Source organism: Rhizomicrobium sp., from assembly GCA_037200385.1.
GTDB lineage: Bacteria > Pseudomonadota > Alphaproteobacteria > Micropepsales > Micropepsaceae > Rhizomicrobium.
The window spans coordinates 3,508,352-3,531,084 of the sequence record JBBCGL010000001.1; the positions used below are offsets into that span (position 1 = coordinate 3,508,352).

At 68.0% G+C, this 22,733-nt stretch carries 20 protein-coding genes; 6 read left to right on the forward strand and 14 right to left on the reverse strand.

The features are described from left to right. Nucleotides 1–2: 2 nt before the first annotated feature. Nucleotides 3–3,431, reverse strand: coding sequence for an LAGLIDADG family homing endonuclease (locus WDM91_16800; protein MEI9996258.1), 3,429 nt, complete (start codon nucleotides 3,429–3,431; stop codon nucleotides 3–5). 165 nt (nucleotides 3,432–3,596) lie between these two features. Here WDM91_16800 and WDM91_16805 point away from each other — a divergent pair, with 165 nt between their 5' ends. Beyond that, the gene (locus WDM91_16805) at nucleotides 3,597–5,090 is read left to right on the forward strand and encodes a DNA methyltransferase (protein MEI9996259.1); all 1,494 of its coding nucleotides are present in this window, start codon (nucleotides 3,597–3,599) and stop codon (nucleotides 5,088–5,090) included. Nucleotides 5,091–5,218: 128 nt separating this feature from the next. On the opposite strand, the gene WDM91_16810 is transcribed toward WDM91_16805, so the two are convergent. The 4 genes from WDM91_16810 to ftsE all read right to left on the reverse strand — a co-directional run bounded on the left by WDM91_16810 (nucleotide 5,219) and on the right by ftsE (nucleotide 8,385). After that, a complete protein-coding gene (locus tag WDM91_16810; protein ID MEI9996260.1) occupies nucleotides 5,219–5,956 on the reverse strand; it encodes a lysophospholipid acyltransferase family protein in 738 nt (245 codons plus the stop codon). 208 nt (nucleotides 5,957–6,164) lie between these two features. Next, the gene (locus WDM91_16815) at nucleotides 6,165–6,761 is read right to left on the reverse strand and encodes a YdcF family protein (GenBank protein MEI9996261.1); all 597 of its coding nucleotides are present in this window, start codon (nucleotides 6,759–6,761) and stop codon (nucleotides 6,165–6,167) included. Nucleotides 6,762–6,832: 71 nt separating this feature from the next. Beyond that, on the reverse strand, nucleotides 6,833–7,723 hold the full coding sequence (locus tag WDM91_16820) for a hypothetical protein (GenBank protein ID MEI9996262.1): 891 nt from the start codon (nucleotides 7,721–7,723) through the stop codon (nucleotides 6,833–6,835). Further along, the gene (ftsE, locus tag WDM91_16825; protein MEI9996263.1) at nucleotides 7,720–8,385 is read right to left on the reverse strand and encodes a cell division ATP-binding protein FtsE; all 666 of its coding nucleotides are present in this window, start codon (nucleotides 8,383–8,385) and stop codon (nucleotides 7,720–7,722) included. Before ftsE ends, WDM91_16820 begins: the two co-directional genes overlap by 4 nt. Nucleotides 8,386–8,525: 140 nt before the next feature. Between ftsE and WDM91_16830 the strand changes: the two genes are divergently transcribed. Then, on the forward strand, nucleotides 8,526–9,272 hold the full coding sequence (locus WDM91_16830; GenBank protein ID MEI9996264.1) for a DUF3426 domain-containing protein: 747 nt from the start codon (nucleotides 8,526–8,528) through the stop codon (nucleotides 9,270–9,272). A gap of 254 nt (nucleotides 9,273–9,526) precedes the next feature. Here the strand turns inward: WDM91_16830 and WDM91_16835 are convergent, their stop codons facing one another. Genes WDM91_16835 through argH form a run of 4 tightly spaced genes read right to left on the reverse strand, consistent with a single transcriptional unit; the run spans nucleotide 9,527 to nucleotide 14,670 of the window. Further along, complete coding sequence (locus WDM91_16835; GenBank protein ID MEI9996265.1) at nucleotides 9,527–11,896, reverse strand: DUF4175 family protein; 2,370 nt, start codon at nucleotides 11,894–11,896, stop codon at nucleotides 9,527–9,529. After that, nucleotides 11,853–13,115, reverse strand: a complete 1,263-nt coding sequence (gene lysA / locus WDM91_16840; GenBank protein ID MEI9996266.1) for a diaminopimelate decarboxylase — start codon at nucleotides 13,113–13,115, stop codon at nucleotides 11,853–11,855. The genes WDM91_16835 and lysA overlap by 44 nt, the downstream gene beginning before the upstream one ends. Continuing rightward, nucleotides 13,112–13,291 carry a lipoprotein gene (locus WDM91_16845; GenBank protein MEI9996267.1) on the reverse strand — a complete coding sequence of 60 codons (180 nt, stop codon included), beginning with the start codon at nucleotides 13,289–13,291 and terminating at the stop codon, nucleotides 13,112–13,114. Before WDM91_16845 ends, lysA begins: the two co-directional genes overlap by 4 nt. Then, entirely contained in the window at nucleotides 13,288–14,670 is a 1,383-nt protein-coding gene (gene argH / locus WDM91_16850) for an argininosuccinate lyase (protein ID MEI9996268.1), read from the reverse strand. Before argH ends, WDM91_16845 begins: the two co-directional genes overlap by 4 nt. Before the next feature lie 9 nt (nucleotides 14,671–14,679). On the opposite strand from argH, the gene WDM91_16855 reads away from it, so the two are divergent. Next, nucleotides 14,680–15,261: a TlpA disulfide reductase family protein gene (locus tag WDM91_16855; protein ID MEI9996269.1), complete on the forward strand. Its 582-nt coding sequence runs from the start codon at nucleotides 14,680–14,682 to the stop codon at nucleotides 15,259–15,261. Nucleotides 15,262–15,461: 200 nt separating this feature from the next. On the opposite strand, the gene WDM91_16860 is transcribed toward WDM91_16855, so the two are convergent. After that, nucleotides 15,462–16,625: a Gfo/Idh/MocA family oxidoreductase gene (locus WDM91_16860; protein MEI9996270.1), complete on the reverse strand. Its 1,164-nt coding sequence runs from the start codon at nucleotides 16,623–16,625 to the stop codon at nucleotides 15,462–15,464. 170 nt (nucleotides 16,626–16,795) lie between these two features. Here WDM91_16860 and WDM91_16865 point away from each other — a divergent pair, with 170 nt between their 5' ends. After that, complete coding sequence (locus tag WDM91_16865; protein MEI9996271.1) at nucleotides 16,796–18,328, forward strand: N,N-dimethylformamidase beta subunit family domain-containing protein; 1,533 nt, start codon at nucleotides 16,796–16,798, stop codon at nucleotides 18,326–18,328. Nucleotide 18,329: 1 nt separating this feature from the next. Next, nucleotides 18,330–18,776, forward strand: a complete 447-nt coding sequence (locus WDM91_16870) for a GFA family protein (protein MEI9996272.1) — start codon at nucleotides 18,330–18,332, stop codon at nucleotides 18,774–18,776. Nucleotides 18,777–18,950: 174 nt separating this feature from the next. Here the strand turns inward: WDM91_16870 and WDM91_16875 are convergent, their stop codons facing one another. The 3 genes from WDM91_16875 to WDM91_16885 are packed head-to-tail and all read right to left on the reverse strand — an operon-like array spanning nucleotide 18,951 to nucleotide 21,538. After that, nucleotides 18,951–19,826, reverse strand: coding sequence for a 3-hydroxybutyryl-CoA dehydrogenase (locus WDM91_16875; GenBank protein MEI9996273.1), 876 nt, complete (start codon nucleotides 19,824–19,826; stop codon nucleotides 18,951–18,953). Between the two features lie 18 nt (nucleotides 19,827–19,844). Continuing rightward, nucleotides 19,845–20,786: an FAD-binding protein gene (locus WDM91_16880; protein ID MEI9996274.1), complete on the reverse strand. Its 942-nt coding sequence runs from the start codon at nucleotides 20,784–20,786 to the stop codon at nucleotides 19,845–19,847. Nucleotides 20,787–20,788: 2 nt separating this feature from the next. Beyond that, nucleotides 20,789–21,538: an electron transfer flavoprotein subunit beta/FixA family protein gene (locus WDM91_16885; GenBank protein MEI9996275.1), complete on the reverse strand. Its 750-nt coding sequence runs from the start codon at nucleotides 21,536–21,538 to the stop codon at nucleotides 20,789–20,791. Between the two features lie 339 nt (nucleotides 21,539–21,877). Here WDM91_16885 and WDM91_16890 point away from each other — a divergent pair, with 339 nt between their 5' ends. Then, nucleotides 21,878–22,270 carry a hypothetical protein gene (locus WDM91_16890; GenBank protein MEI9996276.1) on the forward strand — a complete coding sequence of 131 codons (393 nt, stop codon included), beginning with the start codon at nucleotides 21,878–21,880 and terminating at the stop codon, nucleotides 22,268–22,270. 54 nt (nucleotides 22,271–22,324) lie between these two features. Here WDM91_16890 and WDM91_16895 read toward each other — a convergent pair whose 3' ends face one another. Continuing rightward, the gene (locus WDM91_16895) at nucleotides 22,325–22,690 is read right to left on the reverse strand and encodes a c-type cytochrome (protein ID MEI9996277.1); all 366 of its coding nucleotides are present in this window, start codon (nucleotides 22,688–22,690) and stop codon (nucleotides 22,325–22,327) included. Between the last annotated feature and the right edge of the window lie 43 nt (nucleotides 22,691–22,733).

The following is a 22,733-nucleotide window of genomic DNA, read 5'->3' on the forward strand; positions in this document are numbered from 1 at the left end:
GTCTACCCGCACCGCGAATAGCCGCAGGAGATGCAGGACTCGCAGCCTTCGAGCTTGACCAGGCTGGGCGAACCGCAGCGCGGACAGAAGCGCGCCGGTGCGCCCTCCGCCGCCACCGCGACGGCGCGGCGCTCGGGCGCGTCCAGCGGCGCGTCGCGAGACGCGAGGAAGCCCGTGTCGATCATATGCGTCTCGATCACCTCGCCGATCGCCGCCATCAGCGAGGGGACGTAGCGCGTCCCGCTCCACTGCCCGCCGCGCGGATCGAAGATCGCCTTCAGCTCCTCCACCACGAAGGAGACGTCGCCGCCGCGCCGGAACACCGCGGAGATCATCCGCGTCAGCGCCAGCGCCCAGGCATAGGCCTCCATGTTCTTGGAGTTGATGAAGACCTCGAAGGGCCGCCGCCGCCCGTCCTTCTCGATGTCGTTGATCGTGATGTAGAAGGCGTGGTCGCTGTCCAGCCATTTGATCTTGTAGGTCTGGCCGATCAGCACGTCGGGCCGGTCGAGCGGCCGCGTCATGTAGACGACCCCGCCCGGCGAGACCTCGCGCGGCCGGGCTGCGGGCGCCGGCTCTCCGCGCGCATCGGCCGCCGGCGTCGTCTCGGCCTGCAGCACCGATCCCGTCACGTCGTTCGGCCGGTAGGTGGTGCAGCCCTTGCAGCCCATCTCATAGGCCTGCAGATAGACGTCCTTGAACGCCGCGAAGGAGATCTCCACCGGCACGTTGATGGTCTTGGAGATCGAGCTGTCGATGTGGCGCTGCGCCGCCGCCTGCACCGCGAGATGATCCTCGGGCGCCAGGGTCTGGGCCGTGACGAAATAGTCCGGCAGCGCCGCCTCTTCGCCGAACCGCGCGCGGAAGGCGCGATAGGCATAGTCCTCGACTGTCTCAGTCGTGCTCGACCCGTCGGGCTGCAGGACCTTGCGGGTATAGGTGTAGGCGAACACCGGCTCGACGCCGCTCGACACATTGCCGGCGAACAGCGAGATCGTGCCGGTCGGCGCGATGGAGGTGATGAGGCCGTTGCGGATCCCGTGTTTCGCGATCGCGGTCCGGATCTCCTGCGGCAGGCGCAGGGTGAAGGGCCGCGAGAGGAATTCATGCGCATCGAACAGCGGGAACGGGCCCTTCTCCGCCGCCAGTTCCGCCGAGGCGAGATAGGCCGCGTCGCTCAGCGCCGACAGCCAGGCATCGATCAGCGCCACGCTTTGCGGCGAGCCGTAGCGCGTGCGGCAGAAGATCAGCGCGTCGGCGAGCCCGGTGACGCCCAGCCCGATGCGCCGCTTGGCCTTGGCCTCGGCCTGCTGCTGCGGCAAGGGAAAGCGCGACACGTCGATGACGTCGTCGAGCAGCCGCACCGCGCTGCGCGTCAGCCGCGTCAATTCCGCGATGTCGAGATGCGCGTCCGCCTCGAACGGCCGCTTCACCAGCTTGGCGAGATTGATCGAGCCCAGCAGGCACGCGCCGTAAGGCGGCAGCGGCTGCTCGCCGCAATTGTGCGCCCACAATCCGTTGGCGTCGAAAGCGTTGAGGCCGGGGATCGCCGCATCGAACACCTCCGCCTCGCCCGCCGGGCGCACCGATTCGACCGTGGCGCAGAACTGCTCGCGGTTGAGGGAGCGCCGGTAATTCTTCAGGGCCAGCGTGAGCCGCAACGTCTTGTCCGTATCGGAAAACCCGACGCGCTCGGCGAACACCGGCAGATTGTCACCGGAAACTACCAACTCGTGCTGCGCCGCGACGGCATAGGCCTTCGAACCGCCCTTGCCGTCCGGCAGAAGCCGCGTTCCCGTTGCGCGCCGGTCGCGATAGAGCGTGCTCGCGATGCCCAGCCGCAGCAGTATGCGCTGCACCGCTTCGAGCCGTGGCAGGTCGCTCTGGCTGAGTCTTACGCTCACGCCCTTGTCCTGCGCGACCTGGACGCTGCCATCGGCATCGAAGAAGCCGCGCAGGAACGCCGCCTGGAAGGCGCTCGAGCGCCGCTCGATCGCCGGCGAAATCGCCTGGTCGCCCGGCGTCATGCCATGTGCCAGCGCCAGCGCCGCGAGCGCGCCGGTCGCCATCCGGAATTCGCCCCGCCCCGGCACCTCCATCCAGCCGGCAAAGTCGCTGCGATGTGGCAGGCGCGACGCGGCATCGAAGGCCGCGTCCATCACGCCGCGCACACCGTCCGCCGGCGCCTCGCCATTGGCGGCCTGGGCGCGTGGCCAGACCGACAGCACCGCCTTGTCGTCCTTCAACGTTCCGTCGCCGACCAGGAGGCCGAGCAGATAGCCCTCGTCGCCGTCGCGTTGCGCAACGGCCGCGTCGCCCCAGCCGGCGATGGCGCGGTGATCGTGCAGCAGGACCTCGTCGCCCGGCCGCAGCGTGCCCGCTTCCGTCCAGGTCCAGTCGCTGCGCCAGTGGGTCCGCCGCGTCACCTTGCGCACGCGGTGATCGGCGGTCAGCCGCAGGGCGTGGCCCGCGCGCGTCCTGAGTTCGACGACCGGCTTCACGCCGCTGGAAAAGAATCCGCGCCCGTCGCTCGGCCAGCCGCGGCCCTCCGCCAGCGCCGTGAACGGCGTGCCGATCAATTCGTGCACCTGGCGCGGCCCGCCCGCCGTCGCGATCCAGGTCTCGGCCGTCACGCAGGGATTCGTCGCGCTGATCGTCTCGCAATAGCCGAGATTGTTCTCCTGGTTGATGCGGTCGATGAAGATCACGCCGGGCTCGGCGGTCTCGTAGGTGGCGCGCATGATGCGGTCCCACAGGTCGCGCGCCTTCACCGTGCGATGGACGACGCCGCCGAAGGTCAGCGCCCAGTCGCCGTCCGCCTTCACCGCGTCCATGAACGCGTCGCTCACCAGCACGGAGAGGTTGAAGTTCGACAGCCTTCCGCGTTCGCGCTTGGCGTCGATGAAGGTCTCGATGTCGGGATGGTCGATGGCGAGCGTCGCCATCATCGCGCCGCGCCGGCTGCCCGCGCTCATGATGGTGCGGCACATCGCGTCCCACACATCCATGAAGGAAACGGGGCCCGAGGCGTCGGCCGCCACGCCATGTACCGCCGCGCCCCTGGGCCGCAGCGTCGAGAAATCATAGCCGATGCCGCCGCCCTGCTGCAGCGTCAGCGCCGCTTCGCGGAGGGCGGAGAAGATGCCGTCCATCGAATCGTCGATGGTCCCCATCACGAAGCAGTTGAACAGGGTCACGCTGCGCGCCGTGCCCGCGCCGGCCAGGATGCGTCCGGCGGGGAGGAAACGGTGTCCGGCCAGCGCCTGGGCGAAATCCAGCGCCACGGTGCCGCGTTTCTCCGGCGCTTCGGCCTGGGCGGCGGCCAGCGCCACGCGCGCCCAGGTATCGGCCACCTCGCCGTCCACGGGCGTGCCGTCCGGCTGTTTCAGCCGGTATTTCATGTCCCAGATCTGGCGGGAAATATCGCTCATGGCCTCGTCCGACGCGCCCACAAAGCGGGTGCATCAGGTAACGCTTGCGGAGGTTAAAGTCAAGTTTTGTTCCCCGAATGTTCCCGGGCACGGCCGCAAACGGCATGATCCGGACCATGGCATGATGCAGCCCGCGAATCGCCGCGCCGGACAGCAAGGCTGCATGTGAACACGCTCTACTACGGCGACAATCTCGACGTCCTGCGGCGCCATGTGGCGGCGGACTCGGTCGACCTGATCTATCTCGACCCGCCCTTCCAGAGCGGCCGCGACTACAACATCCTGTTCGAGGAACAGGACGGCACCAAGGCCGCGGCGCAGATCCAGGCTTTCGAGGATTCCTGGGAGTGGGACCTGCGCGCCGCGGCCGCTTATGATGATGTGGTGCGCGCCGGCGGCGCCGTCGCCAACGCGCTGGAGGCATTCCGGCAATTGCTCGGCGGCACGCCGATGCTCGCCTATCTGTCGATGATGGCGCCGCGCCTGGTCGAGCTCAGGCGGGTGCTGCGGCCGACCGGCTCGATCTACCTGCATTGCGACGTCACGGCCAGCGCGCATCTGCGGCTGCTGATGGACGCGGTGTTCGGGCCGCGCAATTTCCGCAACGAGATCGTCTGGTACTACTACAACAAGATGCATGACAGCCGGAAGCGCCTGTTCCCGCGCGCCACCGACACGCTGCTGTTCTATGTCAAGGACGTCCACGCGCCCTTCACCTATCGCCAACTCAAGGAGCAGCGCGAAAAGCCCGTCCGCCAGCTCGCGCGCAAGAAGCTGGGCGGCCGCATGGTCAACGCCAGGGACGAAGACGGCCATGTGATCTACCGCCTGAAGGAAGACCGCACGATCGACAATGTCTGGCGCATCCCCTGCATCCAGCCGGCCGACCGCACGCAGCGCATGGGCTATCCGACGCAAAAGCCCGAAGCCCTGCTGGCCCGCGTCGTCGAGGCGAGCAGCAATGCGGGCGACACGGTCCTCGATCCGTTCTGCGGCTGCGGCACCGCCATCGCGGTGGCGCAGCAGATGAACCGGCACTGGATCGGCATCGACGTCACCCATCTGGCGGTGGGCCTGATCAAGCATCGCCTGCTGCACGCCTTCGGGCTGCACGCGAAGAAGGACTACGCCGTCATCGGCGAGCCGACCACGATCGACGGCGCCAAGCAGCTCGCCGAGGACGACCGGCACCAGTTCGAGCATTGGGCGCTCGGCCTCGTCGGCGCGCGCGCGTCCGCCAAGGGCAAGGGAGCGGATCGCGGGATCGACGGCCAGCTCTCCTTCCAGGAGGGCGGTACGGGCAGCGAACACAAGCGTGTCTTCATCTCCGTCAAGTCCGGCGGCGTGAAGGCCGGCGACATCCGCGACTTGCGCGGCGTGGTGGAGCGCGAGAACGCGGCGATGGGCTGGCTCATCACGCTGGAGGAGCCGTCCCGGCCCATGCGCGCCGAAGCGGCCGATGCGGGCTTCTACGTTTCGCCCTGGGGCCAGCACGGCCGTCTCCAGATCCTGACGGCCGAGGCGCTGCTGGACGGTGCGACCTTCAGCTGTCCGCCGATCCGTCCCAGCGGCACGACGTTCAAGCTCCCGCGCCGTGCAACCCGCGAAGCCGATCAGGGTGCGCTGTCGCTCGAAGGACCGGCGGCGGACGAGGAATAGGGTTCGGTTTCTCCGGAAGAGACTGCTGTCATGCCCGCGAAGGCGGGCATCCAGCCTAGTGTGCGAAAGCGGTCTGGATGCCCGCCTTCGCGGGCATGACAGATCGATCGAAACCAAAGCTGTCGCCTTCAACCGCTGTTGCGCCGCTCCAGCAGGTCGCGGCCTTCCGCCACCAGCTTCGCCGTCGTGTCCTCGATCGCGCTCTGCAGCCGCGTCATGAACTCGCGCCGCGGCAGGCCCGGCGGGATCGCCGGGAGGAATTCGAGCACGATCCTGCCGCGTTTCTTGAGAAAGCCGACCGGTCCCGTCCAGAACAGCCCGGAGTTCAGCGCCACCGGCACGCAAGGCACGTTCAGCTGCATGTAGAGCGCCGCCACGCCGGGCTTGTAGTCGGGCGGCGCATCGGGCTTGACCCGCGTGCCCTCGGGAAAGATCGCGATGCTGCGGCCCTGCGCGAGCTGCGCCCGCGCCGCGGCGGCCATCGCGCGCAAGGCGTGCGCCCCGCCCTCGCGGTCGATCGCGATCATCCGCGCCTTGCGCAGATACCAGCCGTAGAACGGCACGTTCAGCAGGCTCTTCTTGAGCACGATCGAGGGATCCTGGAGCACATAGTAGATCGCCATGGTCTCCCACATGCTCATATGCTTGAGCGCGATCAGCACGCCGCGCGGCGGCAGCGGCCCGCGGACCTCGAAACTCAGCCCGGCGAAGACCCGAAGGCCCCAGAAGTTCAGTCCCACCCATTGGCGCGCCATCCACATGGTGACGCCGCGCGGCAGCAGCAGGGCGGGCAGGAACGTCACCGCCAGCACCGCCGTCACGAGGGAGAACCAGACGATGAAGATCGCGGAGCGAAGGATCGTCATGCGGGAGAATCGCGCCTCGGGTTCGTAGACGACAAAAAATGCGTGTCATGGCCCGCGAATGCGGGCCACCCAGGTGAAACCCTGCGAAATCCGGCGACGTTCACGCAGACCTCATAAACAAATTGCGTCCCGCAGAGCCCAACCGGGTGGTCCGCATTCGCGGGCCATGACAAGCCGTTATGAGGCGGACGCCAATTAAGTCCAGACACTAGGACGTCGCGGCAGACTTGCCGCCGTCGCTCTTGTGGTCAACGGCGGTCATCACGAAGCTCGCGACATATTTCAGGTACTCGTTGTGCAGCAGATGCAGCGTGCCGGGCCGGTACCACTGCGCCATGTCCACGCCTGCCGGCTCGACCGGATAGGCGATCAGCCGCACGCCCGGCATCAGCGAGCGGAACAGGCGCAGGCTGCGTGGCATGTGATAGCTCGCGGTCACCAGGATCAGGCTCTTGTAATGGTGCGCCGCGATCCATGCCGCGGCCTCCTCGGCATTGCCATAGGTGTCTTCCGCGGCATAGCCGATATCGGCGCAGCACGCGAAGCGCCGGCCGCCGTCGGAGCGCCGCTTGAGTTCGTCCTTGGTCGAGGCCTTGTTGACGCCCGAGATCAGCAGGCGCTTGCCCGTCCCGCCCTCGAGCAGCGCCACCGCCGCATCCAGCCGCGCATCGCCGCCGGTCAACGCCACGATGGCGTCGGCCTTCAGGGCCTGCGTCGGCCGCGTCGGCAAGGTCCCGACGAACAGCGCGAAGCCCGCGACATAGAGCACGACGAGCGCCACGACGATCAGCAACACTTTCCGCATGCGCGCGATTCCAGCTCCTCGGGCTCAGGATAGCGTTAGCCGGGAATCCGGGCAAAAAGCGGGCGGTCGTCTCAATATATCTCCCGCACCGCCGCCAGAACCGAGAGCCGCGCCGTCGCCCAGGCGATCAGCGTCGCGATCGCCGGCACCGCGGCGAGCCAGGCGGCTTCGGTAAGTTTTAATGCGATCGGCGGCAGGAACGGCACCGCCTCCAGTCCCGCGAACTCCAATCCGCCCGCGGCGAGGAACAGCGCGGCCGCGGCCAGCGCCCCCACCGCACTGGCGCCGAATGCGGCCAGCGCGTAATGCCGTTCGAAGGCGCGGGAAATGAACCAGGCATGCGCGCCCATCTGGTGCAGCAGCGCGACCATGTCGTGCTGCGCCTCCAGCCCAGCGCGCGTCGCGAAGGCGACGATGGAGGCGGTGGCGATCGCGATCAGAAACAGGATGCCATAGGCGCTGAACACGATGGTGTCGGCGAGGCTCTTGAGCCGCGCGATCCAGTGCCCGTGATCGTCGAGCTGCGCGTCCGGCGCCACCGCCCTCAGCTGCGCGCCCAGCGCTGCGAGGTCGACCCGCGCGCCCGGCACGATGGTCGCGTCGATCAGCCGGGGCAGCGGCAGTTCGGCGACCAGCGCGCCCTTGCCGAGCCAGGGCTCGACCAGGCTCTGCATCTCGTCCTCCGACAGCGGCGCGGCATGCGCGATGCCGGGCGCGGCGCGCAGCACGGCGAGGGCGGCATCGGCCTCGCGCCCCATGGTGGCGTTCGCATCGCCCTGCGCCGGCACCAGGATCTGCACCGTCAGCCGGTCCGACAAGCCTTCGCGCCAGCCCGCCGAAGCGCGCTCCGCGACCAGCGAGGCGCCGAGCGCCAGGGCGGCGAGGAAGGCCATCACGCCGATCACCACGTCCAGCGGCGCTGCGCCCTTCTCGCGCGGCAACAGGCGGCCCGACCGCGTCATGTCCGCACCCCGCGCAGCTGCACCAGCCGTCCATCCACCAGCCGCATCTCATGCGCCTTGGTGCTCTCGATCAGGGCCCGGTCATGGGTCGCGATCAGCACCGTCGTGCCCAGCCGGTTGAGCTCGCCGAACAGGCGGATCAGCCGCGCTCCGATCTCGGGATCGACATTGCCGGTCGGCTCGTCGGCGATCAGCAGGTCCGGCCGCGCCACCACGGCACGCGCGATCGCGATGCGCTGCTGCTCGCCGCCCGACAGCGTCGCGGGCTTGGCCTGCATCCGGTCGCCCAGCCCGACCCAGGAGAGGAGCTCCTCGACGTCATGCTCATAGTCGTGCCGGCCCGCCAGGCGCAGCGGCAGGGCGACGTTGTCGAAGGCGGAGAGGTGCGACAGCAGGCGGAAGTCCTGGAACACCACGCCGATCCGCCGCCGCATGGCGGGAAAGTCGCGCCGCCGCGCGGTCGCCATGTCGTTGCCGAACAGGGTGATCAGCCCGCGCGAAGGCGGCTCGGCCAGATAGATGAGCTTGAGCAGCGTCGTCTTGCCCGCGCCGGACAACCCGGTCAGGAAGGTGAACGAGCCGGCTTCCAGCAGGAAGGTGACGTCGCGCAGCACTTCCGGCCCGGCGCCGTAGCGCATGCCGACATTTTCGAAGCGAACCATGGGATTGGACCATAGAGTGCGATCATCCCGAGTGGAATCCGGCTGGGGCGCCGATTGCGTGACAAATCGAGGACGCCCGCGCGCCTTGCGAGGGCCGTGTCCTTAAAGGTATTTTTGCCTTAAGCGGAGACACTCCCCGGATGATCCTGACCTGCCCACAATGCGAGACGCGCTACAACGCGGACGCGTCCAAGTTTCCGGCTGCCGGCCGCAGCGTACGCTGCGCCAGATGCGGCACGGTGTGGCATCAGATCGGTCCGGAACCCGAACCCGATCCGGAAGCCGAGATCTTCGTACAGGAGCCGGCGGCCCCGCCGCCGCCCGCGCCCGAGCCCGTCAGCATCGCGGCCCAGCCGCGCGTCGCCGCCTTTGCGCCCGCGCCCAGCGTTTCGGCTCCAGCCATCGCGGTGGAGGACGGACCGGCGCCTCGCGCGCCCCGCCGCTGGCTCAGCGGCGTCGCGCTGGCCGGCGGCTGGGTGCTGCTGGTCGGGCTCGTCGTGGTGATCGGCTGGGCCGCGGTCAGCTTCCGCGACAGCATCGCGACCTGGCTGCCGCAGACCTCGTCCTTCTATGCCGCAGCCGGCCTGCCGGTGAATGCCCGCGGCATCGACTTCACCGATGTCGGCCGCGCCATCGAGACCGAGGATGGCCAGCAGGTCCTCGCCGTCACCGGCAAGATCGTCAACCGCTCCAATCACGAGTTGACCGTGCCGCTGGTGCGGGTCGCGCTGTTCGATGCCGACCGGCACGAGCTCTATCACTGGACCTTCGTGCCCGGCGTCTCGACCCTGAAGCCCGGCCAGGTCGCCAAGTTCCGCACCCGCCTCTCGAGCCCGCCCGCCGGCACCCACGATCTCGAGATCCGCTTCGCGCAGGCGGGCGAATAGAGTCTGTCGTGATCCGTTTGAATCACGACTGTCATCCCGGCCAAGCGATGCGTCAGCATCGCGCTGGTCCATAGCGACAGCGTATGGACGGACCCATTGCGCAAGCGTCTCGATGGATTCCGGCTCTCCCCCCGGCTCAAGGCCGGGGTCGGCCGGGATGACATTTCGCGCAAGACGGATCGCACCTTGTTCTAGATAAGGCGGCGCCCCGCGCCTCTCCTTTCCTCCCCCGTAACCACGGGGGAGGAAAACCCTCAAAACTCCTTCAGCAGCCGGTCGATGTAATCCAGCTCCTGTTGCGGCCGGCCGCGTTCGGCGGCGCGGCGGCGCAGCTCCATCAGGATGTCGCGCGCCCGCTGCAGCTGCGAGGCATCGGGCACTTTCACGCCCGTGCCCGCGCCGTGGCCGCTCTGCCGCCGCCCCAGCGGATCTTCGTTCTGACCGTTGTCCTGGTCCTGGCCCGATTGCTTCATCAGCTTGTTGGCGAGGTCGTTCGCCGCGCCGCGCATCGCGTCCAGCGCATTCTTCTGGTCGATGCTCGAGCCGTTATAGTCGCTGGAGCCGAGCTCCCGTCCCGATTGGCCCATTGAAGTGCCGGCGCGGCCCAGATCGCCGGGCGCCGGGATCTTCTGGTCGCCCATGCCCTTGAGGACCTGCCCGAGCTGCTTCTGGATGTCGCCCTGTTCCTGCTGCAGCGCCTTGGGATCGACGGGCTCGCCCTGGCGGCCCTTGAAGGTCTTGTCGAGCAGGCCGCGCTGCCGCCCCATCAATTCGCCCAGGCCCTTGATCGCGTCGCTCAGCGCCTTGTTTTGCGGGTTGCTGTCCGCGCTGCCGCCCGCGCCATTGCTCAGCCGCAGGTTCTCCAGAAGATTCTGCAGCAGCGCCAGCATCTGCTGTGCCTGGCCGCGTGCACCGCCCTGCGCCAGCTGCTGGATGGTCTTGAGCAGGGTCTGCAGGTCCTGCTCGCTCAGCATCTTGGTGCCGGGCGGCGGCGCGCCATTGTTCTCCTGCGGATTGGCGGCCAACGCCTGCATGTAGCGCTGCATCGCGTCCTGGTAGCGCTGCAGCAATTCGTCGATCACCTCCTGCGGCGCGCCCTGGGCGAGCGCCTGCGCCAGCATCGCCTGCAGCCGCCGCAATTCCTCGGCTGCCGACAGCAGGCCGCCGCGCTCCAGCCCCACCGCGGTCTCCCACAGGAGCTGTTCGACATGCTCGATGTCCTCGACATGCGCCGCATCGGCCAGCGCCCAGCGCGCCGCGCGGATCGCGAGATAAGGTCCCGACTGGTTCTGATAGAACACCTGCGGCGCGAGGGTCAGCGCGTCGAGCACCCGCACGATGTGCATCCGCTCGCCCGGCGTCGTGCTGGTCGCCAGCGCCTGCCGCTGCTCGATCAGCGCCCGTGACAGGGAATTGGTGAACACCCGCGCCGGCAGGCGATAGGTCACCGGCATCGTCGTCGCGACCTGGCCCGCGCCGTCCACCGCCTGCAGCGCGATGTCGACGTCGAGCCCGGCATAGGGATGCGCCGTCAGGTCCTGGTACGACGTCTCGTTCACGATTTTCGCCGCCGTCGCCAGCGACAGGTCGACGACCAGCGCCGCGCCGTGGCGCTGGTGCGGCGTGATGATCGCGCGAACCGCCGTCACGCCGTAATCGTCGATGGCCTTGTAGGACAGCTTGAGCGCCGCATGCTCGGTCTTGCCCGGCGCGCCGGCGAAGGCGATGGACGGCGGATGGTCCGGGATCGCCGTGATGCGCCAGTCGCCGATGGCGCGCCCCGCGCTGCGCACCCGCACCCGCGCATCGGCAATGATGCGATAATTCGCGGCATACTCGCCGCGCCCGCCGGTGAATCCGTCACCGCCGTCCGACGCGGAGTCGAGCGACAGGCCCGGCGCGTGTCCCGCACCATGGGCGCGCAAATTCAGCACCGACCCGGCCGGCACCGCCAGCGTCATGCCCGGCGTCAGATAGACCGGCGGCATTCCCGTATAAGCCGGCGGATCGATCCAGGCGTCCAGTGTCGCGCGGCCCGCCGCGCTGTCGTCGTTGAGCCCGGCCCACAGCCGCCGCCCCGCATCGCCGCCCGCCAGCGCCAATCCACCGAGGAACAGCAGCACCACGACGAACCGCAGCGCGCGCGGATCGCGGCGCGCCAGTCCGGGATGCGGCCAGCCGACTTTGAGGTTTTTCACCCCGGCCAGCAGCCGGCGCAGGTGCAGTGCCCACAATTCCTCGGCCCAGGCGTCGCCTGTCCCGACCGCCATCCGGTCGCCCGCCTCGGAGATCGGCCGGTGGCTGAGGCCGCTGGTGATCTCGAGCCGCCGCGCCCCGTCGCTCCAGCCGGGCAGGCGCACGGCGCGGAATCCGAAATAGAGCGACAGGCCGATGCCGGTCAGCGCCGCGCTCAGGATCAGCGCGTGCAGGCTCCAGGGCAGGGGCGCGAACAGGTCGAACAGCGCCGCCGCCGCGAACAGTCCCGCGATGCCGCTCGCCGGCCACAATGCCGGCCAGACGCGTTCCCACGCCAGCGCGGCACGCGACCACGAGACCGCGTTCTCCGTCGCCTTGTCGGCTCTAGAGCCAGTCCGGAATTCGTTCGGATCCGAATAACGCGTCATCGTCCAGTCTTGGCCGCACCACGCTCCAGCGGGAGCCCTTCACGAGCACTTCGGGCGCGGGCGGACGCGCATTGTAAGCCGAAGACATCACCGCGCCATAGGCGCCGGCCGTCAGGATCGCGATCAAATCGTCCTCGCCGAGTTCCGGCAGCTCGCGCTCGGCGGCAAAGATGTCCGAGGTTTCGCACACCGGGCCGACGACGTCGTAGCGCTGCCGTGGCGTGTCCGGTCCCGCTTCGTTGACGCGCACGATCTCGTGATGGGACTCGTAGAGCGCCGGCCGGATCAGGTCGTTCATCCCCGCATCGACGATGGCGAAGGTCTTGGCCTCGCCTTTTTTGACGTAGAGCACCCGGCTCACCAGGATGCCGGCATTGGCCGCGATCAGCCGCCCCGGCTCGAGGATCAGCCGGCAGTCGAGAGCCTTGGTGATCCGGGTCGCCAGCGCGCCATAGGCCGACGGATCGGGCGGCGGCGCGTTGTCGGTGACATAAGGCACGCCCAGCCCGCCGCCGAGGTCGAGGCGCGCAATGTCGTGGCCATCGGCGCGCAGCACCTGCGCCAGCTCGACGACCTTCTTGAAGGCGAGCTCGAACGGCTCCAGCGCGACGATCTGGCTGCCGATATGCACGTCGATCCCGACGACCCGGATGCCTTTCAGCGTCGCCGCCAGCGCATAGGCCGCGCGCGCCTGCGACCATGGGATGCCGAACTTGGTCTCCGAGGTGCCGGTCGTGATCTTGGCATGCGTCCGGGCGTCGACATCCGGATTGACCCGGATGGCGATCGGCGCGGTGAGGCCCAGCGCGCCAGCGACCTCGCTCAGCGCCTTGAGCTCCGGTTCGCTCTCGACGTTGAACTGGTGGATGCCGGCCTCCAGGGCGAGCTTCATCTCGGCCCGTGTCTTGCCGACGCCGGAGAACACGATGCGTTCGCCCGGAATGCCCGCGCGCAACGCCTTCTTGAGTTCGCCACCCGACACGACGTCGGCGCCGGCGCCGAGCGCCGCCAGCGTCTTCAGCACCGCGACATTGCCCAGCGCCTTGACCGAGAACGCGACCAGCGCGTCCTTCGGGAGCGCCTGCGCGAAGACCCGGTAATGCCGCTCCAGCGTCGCGCTCGAATAGCAATAGAACGGCGTGCCCACCTCGGCCGCCAGCGCGTTCAGGTCGACGTCTTCGGCATGCAGCACGCCGTCGCGATAGCCGAAATAATTCATAGACCCTGCTGTTGCGGCGTCGGCGGCTTGGACGGGTCCTTCTCGCCCTTCGGGGTCGGCTTGCCGTCCGGCATGACGAGGTCGTTCTTCACGCCGCAACCCGCGACGCCGAGGGCGAGCGAAAATGCCAGCGCTGCAAGAAGCGCCTTCTTCCCGACGCCTGCTGTGAAGGTCATCTCAGCTTCTCCTTCCAGACGCGCAGTTGCTCGCGCACCCGGTCCGGCGCCGTGCCGCCATAGCTCATCCGCGCCTTGACCGAGGCTTCGAGCGACAGCACGGCGAACACCGCGTCGGTGATCCCCGGCTCGACCGCCTGCATCTCCGCCAGCGGCAATTTCTCGAGCGACAGGCCGAGCGCCTCGGCCCGCCGCACGATGGAGCCCGCGATGTGATGCGCGTCGCGGAACGGCTTCTTGAGCTCGCGCACGATCCAGTCGGCGAGATCGGTCGCCGTCGGATAGCCGGCCTCCGCCGCCGCGCGCATCGCCTCGGGCTTCACGCTCAGGTCGGCGATCATCGCCGCCATCGCCGCGATGCAGACCTCGATCGTGTCGGCGGCGTCGAACACCCGTTCCTTGTCTTCCTGCAGGTCGGTGCCATAGGCGAGGGCGAGCCCCTTCACCACAGTGGCCAGCGCCACGAAATCGCCCAGCACACGTCCGGTCTTGCCGCGCACCAGCTCGGCCGCGTCGGGATTGCGCTTCTGCGGCATGATGGAGGAGCCGGTGGTGAACGCGTCCGACAGCCGGACGAAGCCGAAGGCCGGCGTCGACCACTGCACGATCTCGCCCGCCAGCCGCGACAGATGCGTCGCCGCGATGGTGGCGGCGCCGAGATATTCCAGCGCGAAGTCGCGCGCCGACACCGCGTCGAGCGAATTGCGCATCGGCCGCGCGAAGCCCAACGCCTTGGCCGTCACATCGCGGTCGATGGGATAGGGTGTCCCCGCCAGCGCCGCGGCGCCCAGCGGGCATTCGTTCAGGCGCTTGCTGCAATCGGCGAAGCGGCCGCGGTCGCGCCCGAACATCTCGACATAGGCCATGCAGTGATGCCCGAACGTCACCGGCTGGGCCGGCTGCATATGCGTGTAGCCCGGCATGATGGTGGCGTGGTTGGCTTCGGCCTGGACCAGCAGCGCACGCTGCAGCCCTGCGAGCGCCGCATCGGCGCGGGCGCAGGCGTCGCGTATCCAGAGGCGGAAATCGGTGACCACCTGGTCGTTGCGCGAGCGTGCCGTGTGCAGCCGGCCGGCCGCATCGCCGATCAGCTCCTTGAGCCGCGACTCGATGTTGAGGTGGATGTCCTCGAGCTGCCGGCTATAGGCGAAGGTCCCGTCCGCGATCTCCGCCTCGATGGTGTCGAGCCCTTTGAGGATCGCCTCGCAGTCGAACTGGGAAATGATCTGTTGCAGCGCCAGCATCCGGGCATGCGCCCGGCTTCCGGCGATGTCCTGCTGCGCCAGCCGTTTGTCGAAATCGATGGAGGGCGTTATGACCTCCATGATGGAAGCGGGACCGCCCTCGAACCGGCCGCCCCACATCTTGTTCGCAACCATGAGACGCCCGTGACGCTTTCCCGTTGGCACTATATCGCAGCCGGCCTCGCCGTGGCGGCCTTGGCGATCGCAGGGGTTCTATATGGGATGTCGGCCAAGCCTGTCCACGCGGACGGTGCCGCCCCGCCCGCCACGCTGGCCCCTTTCGCCGCAGCCAAGGCGCCTGTGCCGGTGCCCCAGGTCGCCATCGGCGACGCGTCGGGCGCCAGATTGTCGCTGGCCGCGTTCAAGGGCCGTTATGTCCTGCTCAATCTCTGGGCGCCCTGGTGCGCACCTTGCGTGCGGGAGCTTCCGGCGCTCGCCAAGCTCAAGGTCGCCGCCGCGGGCCCGCGCCTCGCGGTGATCGCGGTCGATGTCGGCCGCGGCACGGCGGCCGATGCGCGCAGCTTCCTCGACGACCACGACGCCAGGGCGCTCGACACCTATGTGGATTCGAACAGCGCGCTGCTGCGGGCCTTCGCGACCTATGGCCTGCCGCTGACCATCCTGATCGACCCCAAGGGACGCGAGATCGGCCGCGCCCTGGGGCCGGCGGCGTGGGATTCGCCGGAGGCGATTGCCTGGTTCAAGGGCTTGGCCGCAAAACCTTAAAGCACTCCGCTTGTCATCCCCGGCTGAGCATCGCGAAGCGATGCGAAGGGAAGGGGACCCAGGCGTCTACGTCTGGGAAGCGCTGAAAGATGCGCGCCGACACAAAACCGTGGGCACGAGAGCCAATCTAGCCACCTGGGTCCCCTTCCCTTCGCGATGCTGACGCATCGCTCAGCCGGGGATGACAGTGGGTGTGCGCGTTACGTCCCACCCCGCGCCGCGTCATACGCCGTCCACATCGGCTCGCAATCGATCACCTGCCGCTCGGCCAGCGCCTTGTCGATCGCCATGACGGTGAGCCCCGCCTCCATCGACTCATACGGCGTCACCGGGAACGCCGCGCCGGTCTCCAGCGTCGCCAGGAGATCGCGCGCCATCGCCTGGTCGGCGCCGTTGTGGTTGTCGTCGGTGCGCTCGGCATAGTCGATGCGTTCCGGCTTGGCCTTGCTCATCGCGCGCCGCACCATCAGCTTGTTGCGCACCAGGTCGGCCAGCAGCGTGCCTTCGGTGCCCGCGATGTACCAGCGCCGCTCGCCCAGGCTCACATGGCTGTTGGAATGGAAGGAGAGCTGGAAGCCGCTGTCATATTCCACCAGCGCGGTCTGGTGATCGGTCACGTCCATGTCGGAATGGAACGCGTCGTTCGCCCCCGCCCAGCCCGCGTCGCGCATCGCGTAGGCGGGCGAGCCGTCGGAATAGGTCCGCTCGACGTTCTCCCGGCTGGAGTCGAAGATCCGCCTGCCGCCGAAGCTCGCGACACGGCCCGGCCGCGCCCGCGCCAGCCGCCCGAAGATATCGAAATCGTGGCATACCTTGTCGAGATAGAACGAACCGCCCCATTCCTGCTTGCGCCGCCAGTTGCGCGCGAGATAGCCGCCATGCTCCGGCGGCAGGTGTTCGGTCGCGTCCATCGAGACCAGCATCCCGAGCTCGCCGGCATCGACCCGCCTTATCGTCTCGCGCACGATCGGCATGGAGCGCATGACGAGCCCGATGAACAGCGGCGGCGTCTTCACGTCCGCCAGGTGCCGCGCCAGCGCGAAGGTCTCCGCCGCCGTGCGCACGATCGGCTTCTCGGCGAAGATCGGATAGCCGGCCTCGAACGCGGCCAGAAGATGCTCGTAATGCAGGTGGTTGGGCGAGCCGATCATGACGAGGTCGAACGGCCCGTCCTTCAGCAGCGCCGCGGCGCTGGCATAGGATTTCCCGGGCGGGATGTCCCGCTCCGCCAGGATGGGAAGCCCCACCGGCCGCGGATCGACATGGCCCGCGATGTCGAGCCTCCAGCCCACCTCCGCCATCGCTCCCAGCACATGCGCGATGCGCTGACCCAGCCCGATGACGCCGATACGGTATTTTTTCATGTCCGCCAGGCCCGTTCGTCTTGCACAACCGTGACAGGAAACCCGCCGCTGTCCAGGGTCATGACGCCCGGAAAAATTCGCAACCCAATTTTCCCTCCACGCAAAGAAACTGGGTCGCCCGCATGAAGCGGGCGATGACGAGGAGAGGGAGCATCTCTAAGCTTCCCCGCATGACCGCGCTCTATACCGACCGCCTCAGCGTCAAGCCGGGCGAGACCTTTGCCCTTCACGCCAGCAGCGATGCCGGCCCGTGTACGCTCGAGATCGCGCGCGTCGGTGCGGTGCGCGAGATTGTGCACACCACGACCCTCGACCCCGGCGCCCATCCCGCGCCGCCCGATGCCGACGCCAAGGGTTGCGCCTGGCCGGTCGCCGACACCCTCACGGCCGGCGCCGATTGGCGCAGCGGCTATTACGACATCGTGCTGACCGACACGACGGGCGCCGAAGCGCATCACTTCGTCTGCGTCACCGCCGGCGCGACACGCGCCCGCATGGTGTTGGTCCTCGCCACCAACACGCTGCACGCCTACAATTACTGGGGCGGCGCCAGCGCCTATTGCGATGTCGAATCGCTGATGCGGCGCGAGAAGCCGCTGGCCGAAGCGATGGCCGGCGCCATCGGCGTGCTGTCGACGCAGCGGCCTTTCCCGCCGCTCCTGCTCGCTCCGCCGCCCGACATGCCGCGTCTCGTCAATCTGCGGCCGCGCGATTTCGCGGAGCGGAGCTGGGCCGGCGCCGATCCCGGGTGGTCGCGCGCCCATGGCCAGTCGCCCTATGACGGCTCTGCCGGCTATCTCCACAAATGGGAGCATGCCTTCGTGCGCTGGGCCGAAGGCGACGAGGGCCTGACGTTCGACTATCTCACCGATTACGACCTCGACCGCGATCCGGCAGCGCTGGACGGCTACGGCGTCGTGCTGCTGGTCGGCCATAGCGAGTACTGGTCCGGCCCGGAGCGCGATGCGCTCGAGGCCTTCGTCGACCGCGGCGGCCGTCTCGCGATCTTCTCCGGCAACACGGCCTTCTGGAAGGTGCGCTGGGAGGACGGCGGCAAGACGCTGGTCTGCCGCAAATGGAAGGGCGAGGACGAGGCCGTCGCCGACGCCGACAAGACCCATCTGTGGTCGCATCCGATGTTCGCGCGCCCCGAAGCCGCGATCACCGGCCTCAGCTTCCTCTATGGCGGCTATCACCGGCTCGGCCTGTGCGCCGCGCGCGGCGCCGGCGGCTACACGATCTATCGCGACAGGCATTGGGCGCTGGCGGGGACCGATCTCTATTACGGCGACGTGATCGGCGGCGCCGTGCCGCTGGTCGGCTATGAGAATGACGGCTGCCCCCTCCGTTTCGGCGCCGACGGCCTGCCCGCGCCCGACGGCGGCGTCGGCGTGCCGGCGGATCTGGAGATCATCGCCCTGGTGCCCGCGGCCTTCGCCGAGCCGCCGGACAATCCCTATCGCCCGCTGATCCCGCCCGAGCAGATGGCGGTCGTCGCCCGCGCCGCCTATGGCGACGACAGCCCCGCGACGATCGCGCGGGTGAGCCGCGGCCATGCCGTGATGGCCGCGTTCCGCCGCGGCAAGGGCGAGGTCTTCAATGCCGGCACCACCGAATGGGCCTATGGGCTGGCGGCACGCGATCCGTTCGTGACGCGCATCACGCGCAATGTGCTAAAGCGCTTTCTCGACCGCGAGGACTGACATGAGCGATCCCATCGAAGGCGGCTGCCGCTGCGGCGCGATCCGCTACCGGCTTGCGCTGGACGCGCTGCCGAACGTCTATGCCTGCCACTGCCTCTATTGCCAGACCTGGTCGGGCAGCGCCTTCAGCGTCCAGTGCATCGTGCCGCAGGATGCGCTGACGGTGAAGGGCACGCCGCTGCTCTATACGCGCCTGTCGGATGACGGCCGGCGCACCTCGTACCAGTATGGCTGCGCCACCTGTCTCACCCGGATCTACAACACCAACACCGGACGTCCCGGCATGGCGGTGATCCGCGCCGGCACGCTGGACCGCAGCGATGCGCTGGAGATCGTCGCGCATATCTGGACCAAGCGGAAACTCAAGGGCATCGACATCCCCGCCGGAGTCCCAAGCTGGCCCGAAGGCGCCCCGCCGGCGGAGTTCATGGCGGCGCTGGTGCGATGATGGCCGCACGCACCCCTGTCATCCCCGGCCGAACGCGAGCGATAGCGAGCGTGAGGGGAAGGGGACCCAGGTCGGAGATACCGTGACGGTGTTTCCCACCTGGGTCCCCTTCCCTTCGCGATGCTCGCGCATCGCTCAGCCGGGGATGACAAGTGGTGCTGGTAGTGCGCGCTCTTACCGCGTCGGAACCGGGTGGTCGCCGCGATAGTCGTAGAAGCCGCGGCCGGTCTTCTGGCCCAGCCAGCCGGCCTCGACGTACTTCACCAGCAGCGGGCAGGGGCGGTATTTCGAATCCGCCAGGCCCTCATACAGCACCTGCATGATCGACAGGCAGGTATCGAGCCCGATGAAATCGGCGAGCTGCAGCGGTCCCATCGGATGGTTGGCGCCCAGCCGCATCGAGGTGTCGATCGCCTCGACGTTCCCAACGCCCTCATAGAGCGTGTAGACCGCCTCGTTGATCATCGGCTGCAGGATGCGGTTGACGATGAAGGCCGGGAAGTCTTCGGCATAGGCCGCGGTCTTGCCGGTGCGTCTGACGATCTCCAGCGCCGCCTGGAATGTCGCGTCGTCCGTCGCGATGCCGCGGATTACCTCCACGAGCTGCATCACCGGCACCGGATTCATGAAATGGATGCCGATGAAGCGCTCCGGCCGGTCGGTCGCCGTCGCAAGCCGCGTCACCGAGATCGAGGAAGTGTTGGTCGCCAGCAGCGTCTTGTCGCTCAGCCGCGGCGTGAGCTCCTGGAAGATCTTCTTCTTGACCGCCTCGTCCTCGGTCGCCGCCTCGATCACCAGGTCGCGGTCCTTGAGCTCGTCCAGCGCCGTCGTGGTGCGGATGCGGGCCAATGCCGGCTCGATCTGGTCGTCCTGGATCAGGCCGCGCGCCGCCTGGCGCCGCATGTTCTTGCCGATGCGCTCGATCGCCTTGGAGAGCTGCTCCTTGTTGACGTCGTCGAGCACCACGTCATAGCCCGCAAGGGCAAGCACATGCGCGATGCCGTTGCCCATCTGCCCCGCGCCGATTACGCCGATGCGTTCGATAGCCATGTGACTGGTCCTCCTCGGCTAGTAGCCGAGTTTGGTGAGCTCTTCTTCCATTTCCGGAACGGCCTTGAACAGGTCCGCCACAAGTCCGTAATCGGCCACCTGGAAGATCGGCGCCTCTTCGTCCTTGTTGATCGCGGCGATGACCTTGGAATCCTTCATGCCCGCCAGATGCTGGATCGCGCCGGAGATGCCGACCGCGATGTAGAGATCGGGCGCCACCACCTTGCCGGTCTGGCCGACCTGGTAGTCGTTGGGCACGAAGCCGGCATCGACCGCGGCGCGGCTCGCGCCCACGGCGGCGTGCAGCTTGTCGGCGATCTTGTCGAGCATGTGGAAGTTCTCGCCCGACTGCATGCCGCGGCCGCCCGAGATCACGATCTTGGCGGCGGTCAGCTCGGGCCGCTCGGATTTGGACAATTCCTCGCCGGCGAACTTGGACAGTCCCGGATCGGCCGCGGCGGCGATCTTCTCGATCGTGGCCGTGCCGCCTTCGCCCGCCGCCTTGAAGGTCGTGGTGCGCACGGTGATCACCTTCTTGCCGGCGCCCGCCTGCACGGTGGCGATGGCGTTGCCGGCATAGATCGGCCGCTCGAACGTGTCGGCGCTCACGACCTTGATGATCTCGCTGATCTGCGCGACGTCGAGCTTGGCGGCGACGCGCGGCATGTAGTTCTTGCCGTTGGTCGTCGCGGGCGCGAGGATCGCGTCATATTGGTCGGCGAGGGAGAGGATCAGCGTCTCCATCGTCTCGGCGACCATCTTGCCGTAGAGCGGATCGTCGGCCAGCAGCACCTTCTCGACGCCGGCGATCTTGGCGGCGGCGTCCGCCGCCGCGCCGGCATCGGCGCCGGCCACCAGCACATGCACCGGGCCGCCGATCTGGGTCGCGGCGCTCACCGTCTTGGCGGTGGCTTCCTTCAGGGTCTTGTTGTCGTGTTCGGCGATGACGAGAGTTGCCATGATCAGATCACTCCCGCTTCGTTCTTGAGCTTGTCGAGCAGCTCGGCAACCGTCTTCACCTTGATGCCGGCCTGGCGCTTGGGCGGCTCGGTCACTTTCAGCGTCTTCAGCTTGGGCGTGACGTCGACGCCGTAATCGGCCGGCGACTTCTCGTCGATCGGCTTCTTCTTCGCCTTCATGATGTTGGGCAGCGAGGCATAGCGCGGCTCGTTGAGGCGCAGGTCGACGGTCATCACCGCCGGCAGCTTCACGTCCACGGTCTGGAGGCCGCCGTCGATCTCGCGCTCGATCTTGGCGTCGGCGTCGCCGAGCTCCAGCTTGTGCGCGAAGGTGCCCTGGGCCCAGCCCAGCAGCGCCGCCAGCATCTGGCCGGTCTGGTTGCTGTCGTCGTCGATCGCCTGCTTGCCGGTGATCACCAGCTTGGGCTGCTCGGCCTCGCAGATCGCCTTGAGGATCTTGGCGACCGCCAGCGGCTCGACCTCGGCATCGGTCTTCACCAGGATGCCGCGGTCGGCGCCCATGGCCAGCGCGGTGCGGATGGTCTCGGAGGCCTGCTGCGGCCCGATGGAGACGGCGATGACCTCGGTGGCCTTGCCCTTTTCCTTCAAGCGCACGGCCTCTTCGACGCTGATCTCGTCGAACGGGTTCATGGACATCTTGACGTTGGCCAGGTCCACGCCGGTTTGATCGGCTTTCACGCGGACCTTGACGTTGTAATCGATCACCCGCTTGACGGGCACCAGTACCTTCATGAGCTCGAAATTCCCTGAACGATGGCGGTTGGTTTAGCGCCGGCAGGCGATGCGCGCGCCGCGTTTCTTTTTGACCGCCCCCTCTTGTGCGGCGCAAAAACTAGGACTGCGTCCTGCCCCGTGTCAACGAAGCGTCGTTCCGGTTTCCTTGGCGAAACAACCCCAATGAATCCCTGCTCTTTTTTGGTTGCATCGCAGCAAATGCCCATTCCCGCGTCATTCCGCCGCAATGGCAGGCAAAGCGCCGGCGTTTCCTGCGGGCCTGTCCTCGGCTCACATCGCGTCATGACGTTTCCACCCGGGCGGCCGGCGCCGCGCACCGTCGTCATTTGCGGAAGCATGGCACACCAGACCGCGATGCGCGGGCTCCGTGCGGCGCTGCGCGCGCACGGCATCAAGGCAGTCGCGCCGGCCGATGAGCGCAACCGCGGCATGGCCACGCTCGAGGCGCGCAGGCGGTTCAAGCGCCGCGTGTCGCGCGCCTATTTCCGCCGCATCCGCCGCGACGACGTCGTTGCCATCCTGGTCGCCAACCGGCCGAAGCGCGGGCGGAAGAACTACATCGGCCCCAACACCTTCGCGGAGATCGCGATCGCCTTCGATGCCCGCAAGGCGATCTACCTGCTGGCGGATGTCTATGCCCCCTTCGCCGACGAGCTTGCCGCCTGGGGCGCGATCGCACTGAAAGGCGATGTGGAACGCCTGGCGGACACGCTGCGCAAACCGAGATAGCGTCTGGCAGTCCCGCCTAAACGGGAACGACCGGCTGCGCCAACGCGCGGCACCTCACTTCAGCGTATCGAGATAGGCGACCACGTCGTCCGCCTGCGCCGGATTGGAGATCCCGCCGAACGCCATCTTGGTCCCCGGCACCAGCCGCGACGGACCGCCGATCCAGGCCTTGAGCTTGTCGTTGGTCCATTTGATGCCCGAGCCCTTGAGCGCACTCGAATAGGAATAGTCGGCCAGCGATGCGGCCTTGCGGCCCGCCACGCCGAACAGGTTCGGCCCCAGCCCGTTGCCGCCGCCCTTGGCCACGACATGACAGGCGGCGCAGCGGCTGAAGATCGCCTTGCCGTTATTGGCATCGGCGGCAAGCGCCGGGGTTGCGGCGACAAGCATCAGGGCTGCGGCGAAGAGTCCAAAGCGCATCGATATCCCCACGCGAATTTGTCCGCCGCGTATTTAGCGCAAA

Bases quoted from the DNA above. Each gene is read 5' to 3' on its own strand.
- WDM91_16800 (MEI9996258.1), bottom strand. From the start codon at position 3,431: ATGAGCGATATTTCCCGCCAGATCTGGGACATGAAATACCGGCTGAAA.
- WDM91_16810 (MEI9996260.1), bottom strand. From the start codon at position 5,956: ATGACGATCCTTCGCTCCGCGATCTTCATCGTCTGGTTCTCCCTCGTG.
- WDM91_16815 (MEI9996261.1), bottom strand. From the start codon at position 6,761: ATGCGGAAAGTGTTGCTGATCGTCGTGGCGCTCGTCGTGCTCTATGTC.
- WDM91_16820 (MEI9996262.1), bottom strand. From the start codon at position 7,723: ATGACGCGGTCGGGCCGCCTGTTGCCGCGCGAGAAGGGCGCAGCGCCG.
- ftsE (MEI9996263.1), bottom strand. From the start codon at position 8,385: ATGGTTCGCTTCGAAAATGTCGGCATGCGCTACGGCGCCGGGCCGGAA.
- WDM91_16830 (MEI9996264.1), top strand. From the start codon at position 8,526: ATGATCCTGACCTGCCCACAATGCGAGACGCGCTACAACGCGGACGCG.
- WDM91_16835 (MEI9996265.1), bottom strand. From the start codon at position 11,896: ATGACGCGTTATTCGGATCCGAACGAATTCCGGACTGGCTCTAGAGCC.
- lysA (MEI9996266.1), bottom strand. From the start codon at position 13,115: ATGAATTATTTCGGCTATCGCGACGGCGTGCTGCATGCCGAAGACGTC.
- WDM91_16845 (MEI9996267.1), bottom strand. From the start codon at position 13,291: ATGACCTTCACAGCAGGCGTCGGGAAGAAGGCGCTTCTTGCAGCGCTG.
- argH (MEI9996268.1), bottom strand. From the start codon at position 14,670: ATGGTTGCGAACAAGATGTGGGGCGGCCGGTTCGAGGGCGGTCCCGCT.
- WDM91_16860 (MEI9996270.1), bottom strand. From the start codon at position 16,625: ATGAAAAAATACCGTATCGGCGTCATCGGGCTGGGTCAGCGCATCGCG.
- WDM91_16865 (MEI9996271.1), top strand. From the start codon at position 16,796: ATGACCGCGCTCTATACCGACCGCCTCAGCGTCAAGCCGGGCGAGACC.
- WDM91_16870 (MEI9996272.1), top strand. From the start codon at position 18,330: ATGAGCGATCCCATCGAAGGCGGCTGCCGCTGCGGCGCGATCCGCTAC.
- WDM91_16875 (MEI9996273.1), bottom strand. From the start codon at position 19,826: ATGGCTATCGAACGCATCGGCGTAATCGGCGCGGGGCAGATGGGCAAC.
- WDM91_16880 (MEI9996274.1), bottom strand. From the start codon at position 20,786: ATGGCAACTCTCGTCATCGCCGAACACGACAACAAGACCCTGAAGGAA.
- WDM91_16885 (MEI9996275.1), bottom strand. From the start codon at position 21,538: ATGAAGGTACTGGTGCCCGTCAAGCGGGTGATCGATTACAACGTCAAG.
- WDM91_16890 (MEI9996276.1), top strand. From the start codon at position 21,878: ATGGCACACCAGACCGCGATGCGCGGGCTCCGTGCGGCGCTGCGCGCG.
- WDM91_16895 (MEI9996277.1), bottom strand. From the start codon at position 22,690: ATGCGCTTTGGACTCTTCGCCGCAGCCCTGATGCTTGTCGCCGCAACC.